The 14534-nt window shown below is 67.9% G+C and carries 12 protein-coding genes; 8 read left to right on the top strand and 4 right to left on the bottom strand.

All coding sequences use genetic code 11. The features are described from left to right. Positions 1 to 195: 195 nt before the first annotated feature. Entirely contained in the window at positions 196 to 1008 is an 813-nt protein-coding gene (locus WMF29_RS14215) for a TetR/AcrR family transcriptional regulator (RefSeq protein ID WP_437329336.1), read from the bottom strand. A gap of 68 nt (positions 1009 to 1076) precedes the next feature. Here WMF29_RS14215 and WMF29_RS14210 point away from each other — a divergent pair, with 68 nt between their 5' ends. The 6 genes from WMF29_RS14210 to WMF29_RS14185 all read left to right on the top strand — a co-directional run bounded on the left by WMF29_RS14210 (position 1077) and on the right by WMF29_RS14185 (position 10293). After that, complete coding sequence (locus WMF29_RS14210) at positions 1077 to 1547, top strand: hypothetical protein (protein WP_437329335.1); 471 nt, start codon at positions 1077 to 1079, stop codon at positions 1545 to 1547. After that, on the top strand, positions 1544 to 2143 hold the full coding sequence (locus WMF29_RS14205; RefSeq protein WP_437329334.1) for a hypothetical protein: 600 nt from the start codon (positions 1544 to 1546) through the stop codon (positions 2141 to 2143). Before WMF29_RS14210 ends, WMF29_RS14205 begins: the two co-directional genes overlap by 4 nt. A 92-nt stretch (positions 2144 to 2235) precedes the next feature. Next, positions 2236 to 3012 carry a hypothetical protein gene (locus tag WMF29_RS14200; protein ID WP_437329333.1) on the top strand — a complete coding sequence of 259 codons (777 nt, stop codon included), beginning with the start codon at positions 2236 to 2238 and terminating at the stop codon, positions 3010 to 3012. Positions 3013 to 3197: 185 nt separating this feature from the next. Continuing rightward, positions 3198 to 4121: a transposase gene (locus tag WMF29_RS14195; protein WP_437329332.1), complete on the top strand. Its 924-nt coding sequence runs from the start codon at positions 3198 to 3200 to the stop codon at positions 4119 to 4121. 493 nt (positions 4122 to 4614) lie between these two features. Next, positions 4615 to 8430 (top strand): transcription-repair coupling factor, encoded by a 3816-nt coding sequence (gene mfd / locus WMF29_RS14190; RefSeq protein WP_437329331.1) that lies wholly within the window; start codon positions 4615 to 4617, stop codon positions 8428 to 8430. 96 nt (positions 8431 to 8526) lie between these two features. After that, a complete protein-coding gene (locus WMF29_RS14185) occupies positions 8527 to 10293 on the top strand; it encodes a metallophosphoesterase (RefSeq protein WP_437329330.1) in 1767 nt (588 codons plus the stop codon). Positions 10294 to 10526: 233 nt separating this feature from the next. Here the strand turns inward: WMF29_RS14185 and WMF29_RS14180 are convergent, their stop codons facing one another. Beyond that, positions 10527 to 10790: a hypothetical protein gene (locus WMF29_RS14180; protein ID WP_437329329.1), complete on the bottom strand. Its 264-nt coding sequence runs from the start codon at positions 10788 to 10790 to the stop codon at positions 10527 to 10529. Positions 10791 to 11098: 308 nt separating this feature from the next. On the opposite strand from WMF29_RS14180, the gene WMF29_RS14175 reads away from it, so the two are divergent. Next, positions 11099 to 11542, top strand: a complete 444-nt coding sequence (locus tag WMF29_RS14175) for a ferritin-like domain-containing protein (protein WP_437329328.1) — start codon at positions 11099 to 11101, stop codon at positions 11540 to 11542. A 99-nt stretch (positions 11543 to 11641) separates the two neighbouring features. Continuing rightward, the gene (locus WMF29_RS14170) at positions 11642 to 12406 is read left to right on the top strand and encodes a hypothetical protein (protein ID WP_437329327.1); all 765 of its coding nucleotides are present in this window, start codon (positions 11642 to 11644) and stop codon (positions 12404 to 12406) included. Positions 12407 to 12517: 111 nt separating this feature from the next. Here the strand turns inward: WMF29_RS14170 and WMF29_RS14165 are convergent, their stop codons facing one another. Further along, entirely contained in the window at positions 12518 to 13204 is a 687-nt protein-coding gene (locus WMF29_RS14165; RefSeq protein ID WP_437329326.1) for a hypothetical protein, read from the bottom strand. Positions 13205 to 13939: 735 nt separating this feature from the next. Then, positions 13940 to 14416: a single-stranded DNA-binding protein gene (locus tag WMF29_RS14160; RefSeq protein ID WP_437329325.1), complete on the bottom strand. Its 477-nt coding sequence runs from the start codon at positions 14414 to 14416 to the stop codon at positions 13940 to 13942. Between the last annotated feature and the right edge of the window lie 118 nt (positions 14417 to 14534).

Raw genomic sequence — 14534 nt, 5'->3', positions numbered from 1 at the left:
TGCTGGGGTCGGTCTCGGTCTCGCACAATTCCAGCGCAAGCCCCGCGCCGCGCGAGGTATGCGCCCGGCGCGAAGGCGCGCGCCGACGCGCTTTCCCTTTCGTCCTCGCCGGCGAGCCGTGCGCCAGGAGCCGGTGCGTCGCGCGCGGAGCGTCCTGCAAGCGCTCTGGCGCCTGAACGCGCCTGGGCGGACGGCTCAGGCGCTGCGCCCGGGGCCGCCGCGGTCGTGGCCCGCCTGGGAGGCGGTCGGCTCGGGGGGACGGACGGGGAGGACGAGGTCCGCGAGACGGCGTGCCGCGGCGAAGGCCACCTCCGTATCTGCGGCGGGGCCCTCACCCGCGGGGCCCTCACCTGGGTTGGCGGTGGACCCCTCACCCAGGTTCGGTTCCTCACCCCTGGCGGGCCTCTCACCCAGGTTCGGCTCCTCACCCGGGTTGAATGGGGTCCCACCCAGGCTGGAAGAAACCAGGGTGGAAGGATTTTTCCAGGAAGAAACCTCACCCAGGTTGAAGCGCCCGCTCAGGTTGGAGCGCCCGCTCAGTGCGAGCATCGCGATGCCATGGAGGCCCGCGAAGAGCACGTGGGTATCCTCCTCCGGCTGCCTGCTGCCATGATGGCGCAAGAGCTCGACGAATGAGCTCCAAAGAGGGCGCGCGAGCCGCAGGCGCCCCTGCTCGCGCAGGCGGGCGCGGTCGAAGCGGCGCTCGGCCATCAGCCAGTACAGGTCCGGATGGCACAGCGCGAACTCGACGTAACCGACGGCGAGCGACCGCGCGTCGGCGCCGCCGCGCGCCCGCGCGTCGAGGCGCTCGGCGAGCCGCCGCCACCCGAGGCCATCGACGCGGATGAGGAATCCATCGAGCGAGCCGAAGTGGTGATACAGCACCATCGTCGTCTGGCCCAGGAACGCGGCGATCTTGCGGGCCGTCAGATCGTCGCGCGTCAACCGTCCCTCGCAGAGCGCCATGAACACGCGCTCCACCGGTTCATCGGCATCCATCACACCCATGCCCACCATCTTGCCACGTCCGCGCCTCGCCCGTTGACGCCATCAGGATAACATTGTTATCCTTGGTCATGGGATGGCTGCTTCGCAACGCAACGTCGGTCTCCTGTGCGCAGCGCGGGGGCCGCCGCTGGCTGGTAGGGTTGACGCTCGCGGGGGCGTGCACGTCGCGACCTCCGGCGGCGGACGACGCGCCTGTAGCGCCGTACGCGGTGGCGGACGGGTGGCCGCGTGTCCCTGACGGGATGGTGTTCGGCCCGGCGCTTGACGTGGCGGTCGACGCGCGGGGGCGCGTGCTGGTGAGCCATGCGGCCGGGCGCACGTCAGGGAACGACGCGCCGATCAGCGAACCCACGATCTTGGTCTTCGATCCAGAGACGGGCGAGCTGCTCGACGCGTGGGGAGAGGGGCTGTTCTTCTATCCGCACGGGATCGAGGTGGATCGCAACGACTTCGTCTGGGTGACGGACTCCGAGCAGAACCGGGTGTTCAAGCTGACGGCGGAGGGGGATGTGGTCATGACCCTCGGCGAGGTGCCATGAAGGGCATCGGTGTGTGGATCCTCGTATTGCTCGCGGGTATCGGGTGCGCGGCGAGCCCGGAGCAGTTCGACCGGCCCACCAACGTGGCCTTCGGCCTGGACGGCGATGTCTATGTGGCGGACGGCTACAACCATGCGCGGATCGCGCGCTTCTCCGAGGACGGCGAGTTCGTCATGGAGTGGGGCGAGAAGGGCTTCGGGCGGGGACAACTCGACACGCCTCACGGCATCGTCACCGACGACGAGGGGCGCGTCTACGTGGCGGACCGGGAGAACGCGCGTGTTCAGGTCTTCAGCGCGAACGGCGACTATCTGGCGCAGTGGAAGAGCGCCGCGCTGGGGCGACCGTGGGCGATCGCCTTCGGACCCGATCGGCACGTCTACGTTGTGGACGGAGGCGATCAGGATCCGGAGCGGCCGCGGGGGCATGTGCTGCGGATGAGCCTCGACGGGAAGATTGTGGACCGGTGGAGCACATCGGGGGACGGTCCCGGGGAGATCGATTGGGGGCACGGGATCGCCGTGGGGCACGACGGCAGCGTCTACGTCACCAGCCTGAGGGGTCGCGGCGTGCAGAAATTCCGGAGGACGAAGTGAGGAGGCGGGCGTTCGGGCTCGCGCTCACGGTCACCGTGGTTGCGTCGGCGGGGGCGGCGCCAAGCTGGGCACAGACGACGGGGGACATTCCGGTGCGACCTGGCGGCCGCGGTCATATTGCGCTGTACGGTATCTTCACGGCCTCGCCGCAGGACCGGGCGCTGAATACGATTCATGTCGCGGCGCAGGTGGCGGCGGGCGTTCGCCTGAACAGCTGGCTGCTCGCAACCACGGACGTCACCTCGGCCTGGACTACGTTTCGGATCGAGAGCGAGGCGCGGCGCTCGGCGTTCCGGTTCGGGAATCCGTTCGTGACCGTGCAGGCGGCGCTGCTCGAGGAGCAAAACCGCTCGATCTATGCCGGGGTCGGGGTTGCACCGCCGGTGACGACGTTCCCTGGCACCATCCCGGAAAATACGGAGGTCGAATACAATTACGCCGTAGCTACGGCCGCGCGCGGGTTCGCGGATTACTGGATGTGGGCACCGAACGCGATCCCGATCGCGCTGTTGCTCCGCAGCCGGGCGGAGCTGTCCATGCCGGTGATCGTCGGCGCTGAGCTGGATCCAGCCGTGCTCGTTTCCGTAAACGCCAATCCGTCTCGGCTGGCGGTCGTGGCCGCCGCTCACGCCGGCTTGCGGATGGGCCCGCTGACCCCCGGAGTGCGGGTGCAGATGCTCGCACAGTCGGCGCCGCTCGCAGGGCGAGATTTCTCACAGTGGGCAGCAACCTTGTATGCGAATGTGGAATTAGAGCCGGTGTTCGTACGCTCCCAGGTTGCCGTCAACCTGGATGCGCCGTCCGGGGTGACCGGGCAGCGAGGGGCAACAACGTGGGGGGTATCGCTAGGAGGCGGGGTCCACCTGTAGAGCTGTTGAGCTCTTGTTTTCCGTCTACCGAGCTACGTTGCACTCTGCCCTGCCCCCCCCCCGACCTGACCACTGGGTGGCGGAAGGTGGCGGAGTGGATGGCGGCCGCCACCCATTCAATCACCCAAATCTTCAAAAATCGGCGGACTTCGAGTCCGGCACGGCGCTTGACATACCCGTCGGACATGAGCCAGCCTCGTGCGATCGTCCCCGGCGCTACGTATCTTCTCACCCGCCGTGTACTGCGAAGGCACTTTCTCTTCCGCCCCGACTCCGCGATCACACGGCTCGTGATCTATACCCTGGCGGTCTCGGCCCACCGCTATGGTATCCTCATACACGCCCTCTGCGTAATGTCCACGCACATTCATATCGTTGTCACAGACACGCACGGCGAGCTCCCACGATTTCTACAGAGATTCCATCGACTTGTCGCTCTCGGGACCAAGATCTTGCGCGCGTGGGAAGGGCCGGTGTGGGACCATCGAGCAACCAGCGTGGTACGGCTAACAACACGGGACGCTCTCGTGGAGAAGATCGCTTACACACTCGCCAATCCGGTCGCTGCTGGTCTCGTACAGCATGCGCATGAGTGGCCAGGAGCCAAGGTGCTCGTCGGCGACATCGGCCGCGGCGTGCTGCGGGTCCAAAGGCCTGAAATATACTTCAATCCACGGAACCACGAATGGCCAACCGACGCAGCACTTGCGATCACACTTCCGCCGTCAATCAACGACTGCGACGCTGACAAATTTCGCCACGAGATCACCGAAAGGATCGATCTGCACGAGAGACAGGCTCGCACTACCCTGCAACGACAAAGGCTTGGCTTCCTGGGGGCTGCGCGCGCGAGGAATATTTCTCCTTACAAGCGAGCAACGAGCGTCGAGCCTCTTCGCGATCTCAATCCAACATTCGCGGTCGGCCGCAGACAGGCAGGCGCACAGAACGCCGCCATCGCTGCCGTTCACGCCTTTCGCATCGCATACCGACATTCGATCAATCAATGGCGCGCAGGTGTTCGCAGCGTAACCTTCCCTGCGGGAACGTGGTGGATGCGCGTGTTCCACGGTGTCACCGTTAACGAGGGCGAGCCAGCGGCGACATAGATGCAGGACCAGCACACATTGACACCAGAGCAGTTCACAAAAGCCGAAACATGGGATATCAGCTCGTCCGCCGCACACTACTACCGAGACCTGAATACGACACGGCGTTATTGCAGGCAACGGCAGGACCACACATTCGTCCTCCTCCAGGGCTTGACTCATGCACTACGTCGGGCGATTCGGCTGGCCGGCAGGCGCGCCGGCTCGCCAGCTCGGTTCGCTCGATGATACCAGGCTCGGCGTGAGCAGAGTCCGAGCGGTCGAAATGCCGGCGTGGAGTCGATAGTCGACATTACCGTCGTGACTAGAAGCCATTCAGGACCGGGGCCGATCTGAAGTACCCGTCGTGTAGCGCCCCCTCCTACGACGTCCACGCGATACACTCCCAGCACGCTGTGGTTGCGCTCCCGGCCGCAGCACGGCAGGGTGGCACCTGCGCGGCGCGAACCACGGTCAGGTCGCGAAAACAACGGCGGGTCGAATCGCTCCGCCCATGCTAGACCGCGCTGCGCCGATGCCCCCCGAGCGCTTCCTCACCTCCACCTCGAGCTCCCCGCTCAGCGCCACGATCGCCGAGCTCTCAGGCCACATCGACGACAGTGCTTCGAACGATACCGCTACCAGCGGCCCGCCCGCCTCCACGCCGGCCGACTTCGAGCCGCTCCCGTCGTTCGACCTCCCGGCAGACCGCCGGGTCATCACGCCCCGTGAGCTCGCCGCAGAGCTCGCCGCGGCGCCACCTGGCACCCGTCATGTCACAGGCTCGGCCGGTTCGGCCGGCGCACTCGTCATCCGTCGCCTCGTCGCGGCCGCCGCCGGGCGCCGGATCATCGCCCTCACCCCCGACGTCGACAGCGCCCGCGCTCTGGCAGCCGACGCGTCGTTCCTGCTGGTCGACCGGGACGCCGATGACGCCGAGGCCGCCGGCTCGACCACGTTCGGCCGCGTCCTTCTCTACTTGCCGAACGAGGCCAGCCCTTACGCGGATGTCAACCCGGACCGCCGGGGCGCCCAGACACGCCTCGCCACGCTCTTCCACCTCGGCATGGACCTTCCCTGGTCGGTCCTCGTCTGCCCCATCACCGCGCTCGCCCGCAAGGTCGTACCCAGGGACGAGATCACCGAACACGCCGAGCTCGTCATCGCCGAGCAGGAGATGGATCGCGACGCGCTCTCGGCCCGCCTCGGTGCATCCGGCTACGTCCGCAGCCCCCTGGTAGAAGATCCCGGGACATTCGCCGTCCGCGGCGCCCTCCTCGATGTCTGGGCGCCCTCCGCCGAGCTGCCGGTGCGCATCGACTTTTACGGAGACATCGTCGCATCGATCAAGACCTTCAACCCCGACGACCAGCGCACGGTCGCCGATGTGAAGGAGGTCTGGATCCCGCCGGCGCGCGAGGCGATCCTCACGCCTGCAAATGTCGAGCGAGCCCGCCAGCGGGTGCGCGCCGCGTGTGACGTCATCGACTTCCCCTCGACCAAGGCGCGCGCCTTGGTCGACGACGTCGCGAGCGGTCGCGCTTTCTTCGGGGCCGAAGGCTACTTGCCTGCCTTCATCGACCTCGTCTCCTTCACGTCGTACCTGCCCGACGACGCGCTCATCGTCCTAGAGGACCCCTCCTCCGTCACCGCCGCCGTGCGCGACGAGCTCGGTCGCGCCGCGGCCGATCAGAGCCACAAGGACCGTGAGCCGCACTTCCCGCTGCCCGCCTTCTACGAGGACGAGGTGCACATTGCCTCGTGGCTCGGCGCCCGTACGGTGCTTGCCCTGCACCGCACCGGGGTTGAGGGTGCTGCGGAAAATCGGAACTCGCTGGAGCGCTTCGAGGTCGTCCCTGAGGACGTCCCATCGCTCGCGGCGCGCGATCAGTCGGACCTCGAGCGCGCGATCAAGATCGCCCGTGCTTCACGCGGCAAGCACGGCGCCCTCGACCCGCTCGTTCGTCGCGTGGTCGCATGGCAAGAAGCGGGCCTACGAGTGCTCATCGCCGCACGCGCGCAAACCCAGGTTGAGCGCCTCGTCGCCCTGCTCCGCCATCGCGACGTGCGGGTGAAGGCCAACCTCGGTCCGTTCGACCCCGCGTTCTTCGATGGCAGCAGCTCCGCGTCTCCGCGCGACACGGCCCTCGTCGTAACGGGCTCGCTTGCGCGCGGCGTCATCGCTCCTGCCGAGGGGCTCGCGCTGGTCACGGAGGAGGAAATCTTCGGTGCCCGCGCTCACCGCCGCGCCGCACGCGCCGCTTCCTCCTCCACGAAGCCGTCGCAGGCCTTCCTCGAGGACCTCCGCAATCTGGGCGTCGGGGACTACGTCGTCCACGTAGAGCACGGCATCGGGCGGTATCTTGGCCTCGTCCACAAGCAGGTCGGCTCAACCACGGTCGATCTCATCGCCGTCGAGTACGCCGGGGGCGACAAGCTCTACCTCCCGGTCTACCGCCTGAACCAGATCCAGAAATTCAGCGGCGGCGAGGGCGCCCCCAAGCTCGACCGGCTCGGCGGGCAGACATTCGCCAAGACGAAGGCGCGGGTCGAGAAGAGCGTCCGCAAGATGGCCGACGAGCTCCTCCGCCTCTACGCCGAGCGCCGCGCCGCCACGGCGGAGCCCGTCCCTCCGCCAGACGACGATTACCGCGCCTTCGAGGCGACCTTCCCCTTCGACGAGACGCCCGACCAGGCCCGGGCGATCACCGAGGTTGCGGCCGACCTCGAGTCCGGCCGCCCGATGGACCGCCTCGTCTGCGGCGATGTTGGGTTCGGAAAGACCGAGGTTGCCATCCGCGCCGCCTTCCGCGCCGCCAACGCCGGCAGGCAGGTCGCCGTCCTCTGCCCAACCACGGTGCTCGCGCAGCAGCATTACCTCAGCTTCCGCTCGCGGATGGCTTCCTACCCCATCGAGGTCCGCGCCATGTCCCGCTTCCAGACCAAGCAGGAGCAGGACGACGTCTCCCGCGGCCTCCGCGACGGCAGCGTCGATGTCGTGATCGGCACCCACCGCCTCCTCTCCAAGGACGTCCACTTCAAGCGGCTCGGCCTGCTCGTCGTCGACGAGGAGCAGCGCTTCGGCGTCACCCACAAGGAGCGCATCAAGGCCCTCAAGACCAACGTCGACGTCCTCACGCTCTCGGCCACCCCCATCCCCCGCACCCTCCAGATGGCGGTCTCCGGCCTCCGCGACATGTCGATCATCACGACCCCCCCGATCGATCGCCGCGCCATCCGCACCGTGGTGACCCGCCACGACGAGGCCGTCCTCCGCGAGGCCGTCCTCCGCGAGCTCGGCCGCGGCGGCCAGGTGTTCTACGTCTACAACCGCGTCGAGGGCCTCTACGAGCGCGCCGCCCGCCTCGCCGAGCTCGTCCCGAGCGCCCGCATCTGCGTCGCCCACGGCCAGATGAGCGAGCAGAACCTCGAGCAGGCGATGCTCGACTTCGTCGAGGGGCGCTACGACGTCCTCTGCGCCACCGCCATCATCGAGAGCGGCCTCGACATCCCCCGCGCCAACACCATCCTCATCGACCGCGCCGACATGTTCGGCCTCTCGCAGCTCTACCAGCTGCGCGGCCGCGTCGGCCGCTCCAAGGAGCGGGCCTACTGCTACCTCATCGTCCCGCCCCCGAACGCCATGACCGACGAGGCCCGCGCCCGCATCGAGGCCCTCGAGCGCCACACCGAGCTCGGCTCCGGCTTCCAGATCGCCTCGCTCGACCTGGAGCTGCGCGGCTCCGGCGACCTCCTCGGCGCCGAGCAGAGCGGCACCGTCGCCCAGGTTGGCTTCGAGCTCTTCTGCCAGATGCTCGACGAGGCCGTCCACGAGCTGCGCGGCGAGCCCGTGGTTCACGACGTCGACACCGAGCTCTCCTTCGATGCCGACGCGCTTCTGCCAGAAGAGTACATTTCCGACGTAGGCGTACGCCTCTCCCTCTACAAGCGGCTCGCCGGTGCCGCCTCGACCGAGGACGTGCAGGACCTCGCGGTCGAGATGGAGGATCGCTTCGGCCCGCCTCCGCTCGAGGCGCGCCGGTTCGTGCACCTCATGCGGCTCAAGACCGAGCTGCGCCGCCTGAAGGCGCTCGCATGCGAGGCGAGCGCCAAGGGGGTCACGCTGCACTTGCGCGAGGACACCCCGCTCGATCATGCCAAGGTGCTCAAGCTGGTCCAGCCGAAGAGCTCACCTTACCGACTCTCGCCCGACATGCGGCTCACCCGCCGAGCCAAGGAGGGAGAAGCCTTCACGAGCGGTCTGGAGGCGACCGACAAGCTCCTCAGCGAGCTCGCCGGCTGCCTCAAGGAGGGCGGTGATCTCGCCTAGCGTGAGTGCCCACGACGTCGCCGTGCCGCGCTGAGGCGCTCGGGCGAGGCGACGCGGCGCTCCGGCGGTGATAACCTCCCTTGAGCGGAGGGACGGATGATCGATCGCCCGGATCGCGAGCAGCTCGCGGCGCTCCAGCGGAGCCTCATGACCTGCTGGTACAGCCCCTTCCAGCTGGCCCGCTCCGCGCTCGACATGACCGTCTCCCGCCTGATGGGCGCGCGCGACGATTTCCGCCTCCTCGAGGCGATCGCGGGGCCGCAGCCGCCCTTCGACTATGCCGTCCGAAACGGCGTCGCGCGCGACGAGCTCTGGATCGATTACGTGGCGGACACGGGCGATGGCTTCAACCCCACCTACGCGATCGCCAGCCTCCTCGCGCGACCGGTCCTCTCGCTCGGCGGCCGGGAGACGAGGCGCGGAGAGGTGCTCATCATGGGCGGCGACCAGGTGTACCCCTCGGCCACGCGTCAGGCGTACTGGACGCGGCTCGTCGAGCCCTACGCGGCCGCGCTCCCGAAGGCCGATGTGACGGAGGCGCCGCACCTGTTCGCTATCCCAGGCAACCACGACTGGTACGACGGGCTGATGAGCTTCATGCGCCTCTTCGGCCAGAAGCGCACGCTCGGCGCCTGGAAGACGTTCCAGTCGCGGAGCTACTTCGCGCTGAAGCTGCCCCACGGCTTCTGGCTGCTCGGCGTCGACATCCAGCTCGAGTCCGACATCGATCAGCCGCAGATCGAGTATTTCTGCAAGCTGGCGACGCACGACATGCGCGACGGCGACCGCGTGATCCTCTGCACCGCCGAGCCCGACTGGGTGAAAGGCGCCATCTACAACCCAGAGCTCCAGAGCAACCTCGCTTTCTTCGAGAAGCAGCTCGCCGACGCGCGGCCCGGGGTCGAGATCGTCGCGCGCATCGCGGGAGATCTGCACCACTATCGCCGCCACGAGTCCGCGGATGGCCGGCAGAACATCATCGCCGGCGGCGGCGGCGCGTTCCTGCACCCGACCCACGGCGAGCCCGTCACCGTCGTCCGCTCCGGCGCGGGCACCGACCAGCGCCCTTATATGTTGCGTGCCTCGTTTCCTTCAGAGTCGGAGTCGCGCCGGCTCGCCTGGCGCAACCTCTCGTTCGCTCGGCACAACCTCGGCTTCTGGCCTGCCGCCGCCTTCGTCTACATGCTCTCCTCCCTGACGCTGCCCCGTCCCGGGCCGGGGGCCGTGGGGTGGGTCCTCGTCGTCGTGCTCGTGTTCATCGTCTTCACGGACACCTACAAGACATGGTATCGCCGGTTCGCGGGCTCGCTCCACGCGCTCGCGCACCTCGCGGCGGCGCTGGGGCTCGCGCACCTCGGCGGCGCGCTGCTCGGTGTCGACGTCCAGGACCTCCCGTCCATGTGGAGCCTCCTCGGCGTGACGCTCTTCGTCGGCGCCACCGGCGCCGTGGTCGGGTCGACGATCATGGGCCTCTACCTCCTGATCTCGCTCAACGTCGCGCGGCGCCACGGCAACGAAGCGTTCTCGGCGCTCCGGATCCAGGACTACAAGAACTTCTTGCGGATTCACGTTCACCGCGAGGGGCTCACCCTCTACCCCATCGGGCTGAGGAAGGTGCCGCGCGCGTGGACGGTGGCCGAGGATCGCAAGCCCGGCGAGCCGCGCTTCATCCCCGCCCGCGGCGCGCTGGCGCCGGAGCTCATCGAGGAGCCCGTCACCATCCCGATCGCGCGGCAGCGCCGGACAGCCCAGCTCACGGTCGACGCAGCGGGCGCCGGGCTCCACGAGTGCCCTGCGGGCGAGCGGCGGAGTCGCCCCGCCGCAGCGGGCGCCGCGGCGGGAGCTGGCGCGCCCGAGCCGTAGAGGCGCACACCGGAGTCCGGGCGATCGTCCCTCCTGCATGAGGCAGTTCGCCTCAGCCGGGACATTCTGCCTTTGCGCTGGCAGGCACAGCCGCATCCGGGTGGTCGATTGTAATTGTAGACGCGGTCGACCGCAGAAGGACCTCCTGCGTGCGGAGCCCGCCGCGAGCTCCTGCGCGCGCGAGCGTGAGGCCAGAGGACGCAGCGAGGTTTGCTTGCGCGAACCGGCTGCGCTCAGGGCGACGCGGCGGCGTTGGGCAGCCTCGGCGGAGCGACCTTGGGACAGATATCGCGCAGCTCACCCGGGGGTGAGAGCGGATCGGGGCCTTCCCTCGGGCAGGAGCGCGGGCCATTCGCGATGGCGTCCTGCCCACGGTCGTCCGGGGTCCATTCGCGGTTGATGCTGGGCGCGCTCGCGAGCCCCTCGGCGCAGGCCGCGGAGGCGACGAGGAGCAGCGCGAGCGCGGCTCGCATCGAGCAGCCAAGAGAGCATTTCATAGGCACATCCCATCTCCCCGCGGCGCCTGCGCTGGCGGCGCCAGTCCACGAAAGCTGTAGGGTTTCCCATCTCCCACCTTCCAACGGCTTTCACGGTCCGTGCCAGGTCGAGGTTGCCGGGCCGATCGGGATGCCGGGCCGCCCGCCGCGGCCGCCAGCGGCCGCGCGAGCGCCGGCCGAGCCGAGCGCGCCGACGGTGACCACAAGTTCCTGCGACGACGTGCGCATGGCTTGCGCCCCCACGCAAATGCCCCAGGTGGTGGGCGGGGGGGTCCGAGCGGAGCGCGATCCCGGAAGGAGTGTCCATCATGGCGAGAGACGTCTTCGAGGTGTTCAACGACCTCATCCAGCTCGATCGCGACGCGATCGCCGCTTATGACCGCGCCATCGAGGCGTGCGAGCACGCTCATACCAAGGAGAGGCTCGCGAGCTTCAGGGACGATCACGCGCGCCACGTGGTGGATCTGACCGCGCATGTGACGTCGCTCGGCGGCGTCGCGGCACAGACCCGCGACCTCAAGGGCAAGCTCATCGAAGGATTCACGGCGATCACGAGCCAGGGAGACCAGAGCGCGCTCCTCGCCATGCGCGGCAACGAGGAGCTCACAAACCGGCAGTACCAGGCCGCGCTGGACGAGTCGCTCACGACCGAGGCGCGCGCGATCGTCGAGCGCAACTACGCCGATGAGCAGCGGCACCTCGCGTGGATCAAGGACGCGCTGTCAAGGAAGGTCTGGGAACAAGCCGCCTAGTGGGCGGTCGGCCCGCGGCGGTGATGAGTACGATCGGAAGCAGATTCTACGGTTGGGGGTAATATGAAATCGAATCGGTCCATCCAACTTGCGCTCGCCATGGGAGCGCTCGCGGTCGTGCCGGCGCTCGCAGCTGCTCAGACGGGCGGCAAGAGCACGCCGCAGCAACGCGAATCGGGCACGCCGGGAGCGGCGCAGGGCGGTGCGCAGCATCAGGGCGACAAGCCCAGCCCGAGCGGCGCACAGCGCGGGCAGCAGCAGCAGCAGCAGGGTCAGAAGAAACAGGCGATAAAGCTCCAGGAACAGATCTCGTTCCCGGTCGAGGAAGGGTGCACCTACACGGCCTCCGTGAACGGTCGGATCGAGCCCGTCGCCGCAGGCAAGTCGCAGCAGCCGTCGGGCGGCCAGACCGGCGGCGGCAACCTGGGACGGGGCGGCGCCGGAGAGCAGGGCCATACCGACGGCAGCCGGGCCCAGGCTCATGCCGGCGGCGCTCAAGGCGGCAGCCAGCCCAGCGCAGGCGCACAGGCCGGCAGGGCTGAAGGGGGCGGCCAGGCGGGGCCAGGTGCTGACTATCGCGAGGGTCAGGAGAAGGTGAAGCCCAACCTCACCGTAGCCGCCAGCGTCAGCTGCCCGAACGCGGTCGATCTCAAGGTTTCGGACACGCTGAAGACGGACAAGGCCGTCAGCCGCTCGGAGCTCGAAGAGATGATCTCGCGTCGAACGAGCATCGCGACCGAGAAGGGCGGCCGCTTCTGCATGTACGTGCCGCAGTTCGAGCTGACCCGCGAGAAGCTGAGCGGGAAGGGCATCGCCCAGCTCTGCCGCGTGCCCGCGGCGGCCGAGAAGGGCGGAACGCCGTAAACGCCGAAGGGGAGAGGGCGATCCTGAGAGCAAGCGCCCTCAGGATCGCCTGGCGGCCACGGCGCCGCGAGCGCGCGCGGGGCCTCTCAGGACATCGAGCCGGAGCTCAGATCAGAGCGGAGGGCACGGCGTCAGCCTGCCGATCTTGAAGGGCCGGTCCGAGATCGAGTAATAGCTGCTTGTACCGACCGAAGCGACGCTCCATGTGTGGCCTCCCGGGACTCCCGTGAGATCATTGGCGTAGAGACGCATATAGGCCGTCCCCTCCCCAGCCGTGAACACGCCGCCAACGCACCGGCTGTCAGGATAGGCCACACTGCAGCCGTGCTTCGAGGAGGTGGAGTCGGCGATCGGCAACGCCCACTGCTTCGTGGTCCCGTAGACCGGGGACAGCGCCGGCAAGACCTGCGTCACTGGGCCCGTGATGATCGCGGTGTGCCCGGAGTACGACTCCGTCGCGTCGATGATGAGGACGTCGCCCGCAGCAATGTTGGCGACGTTCGTGATCTCTGTGAAGTGGCTTGTTGCGGGGGCAACCGCGAAGAAGTTGTCGAAGTACAGCGCCGAGTTCGGGCTGACGTTGCCCCAGAGGACGGCGATGTCTGTGCTCGTGTATCCGAAAGCCGCCTTCTGGACCGCCGTGAAGAACACAGCGCCGCTCGCCACCGGTGTGGTATCAGCGATGAGATCGAGCGCGGTGTCGGAAATATCGACGCACGCATCGGCCGGGGCAGAGCCAAGCGCGACGAAAGAAGCAGCAGCAGACACCATCAGGAAACGAGCCATATTGCTGAGCATGAATTACCTCGGTTAACGGTTACCACGTTGCCGTTCTGCAGGCCGAGCAGATTCGGTAGAGGAGGCCGATCGTGTACAGCGATAGAATCGCACCTGGTCGCGTCGAGCCTAGCATCCAATGTTTACTCCCAATACAATGCATCCGTCAACACACTTCGAACATCCCATCGACTCAACGAATCACTTTTCTGGGCCCATGTAGGACACGAGAGCTCTTCAGCCGGCACCGCCGGATAATGTCTACCGCTTGATGGCCTCCTCGAATGATTAACTCAGCCATCTGCAGCTGACGCCACGCGCCAACGGCTCCGTGACGAATAGCCGCGAGGAGAGATTGACCCCCGGAGACCCGTATCACTGGAATCCAGCAACACGCCACACGCCGAGCTCAGCGGCCCAATGGCGCTGCGACGGGTGGCGCCCAGGACGCGCGAGGAGCGACAGGTGGTTGGCGAAGAATCGTGCTGCGCCAAATGGCCGGACGGTCGACGACCGATGGCCCACGAGCAGAGCAATCGAGCCGTCCTTGGGAGAATGGTTCGCGTTGCTGGCGCGGCGACGAGCTGGCACATGCCAGGCGACCCGACGGGGTGCGCGGCTGCCAGGAGCACGCCCAGGCGCCGCACGGGCGCGCATTCATCGGCAGCCTCCGGCCGCGTCGCGCGGGGGCCCGCGGGGGCGAGGGGCGCCGCAAGGCGGCTTCTCCCAGCCGCCTCGCTCGTCGCTACCCCGCCGTCAGTACGGCAGCTCATCCAGCGCTGGGACTTCCGGCGGCCGCCCCCGCGCGCCGTTCTTCCCGAGCCGCGCGGTGGTCGGCACCTCGACCCCGGGCTGCGTCGCCTCGCCGTCGTCGTCCGGACCCGGCAGCGCCTGCGCCACGCCCCGCCGCCCCGTGAAGCGGAGATCCCGCGCGATCACCTCGGTGCGGTAGCGCCGGATGCCGTCCTTCTCGTAGCTCGACGTGCGCAGCCCGCCCTCGATGAGCACACCGTCTCCCTTGGACAGGACCTTCGCGAGCGCCTCGGCGCGCTGCCCCCAGAACACGATGTTGTGCCACTCCGTGCGCTCCTTCGGCTCCTTGTTCTTGTCGACGAACGACTCGTTCGTCGCCATACGCAGCTGGAGCACCGGCGTGCCATTGCCGGTGTAGCGCAGCTCCGGATCCGAGCCGAGGTTGCCCATGAGAATTACCTTGTTCAGTCCGTCAGTCATGATGTGCTCCAGTTCACCACGTTGTTGTCATCTGCCATCGTCTACTGTCGTTCGAGAGCGTCAATCGCTGTCACCAACGACATCTGCGGCCGTTTCATCCCCGCCCGCGACAGGCCAT

Origin of the sequence: Sorangium sp. So ce381, assembly GCF_051473845.1 — a bacterium.
Taxonomy (GTDB): domain Bacteria; phylum Myxococcota_A; class Polyangia; order Polyangiales; family Polyangiaceae; genus Sorangium; species Sorangium atrum.
Note: the sequence above shows the minus strand (reverse complement) of the source record. Positions and strands in the feature narration are given on the sequence as shown.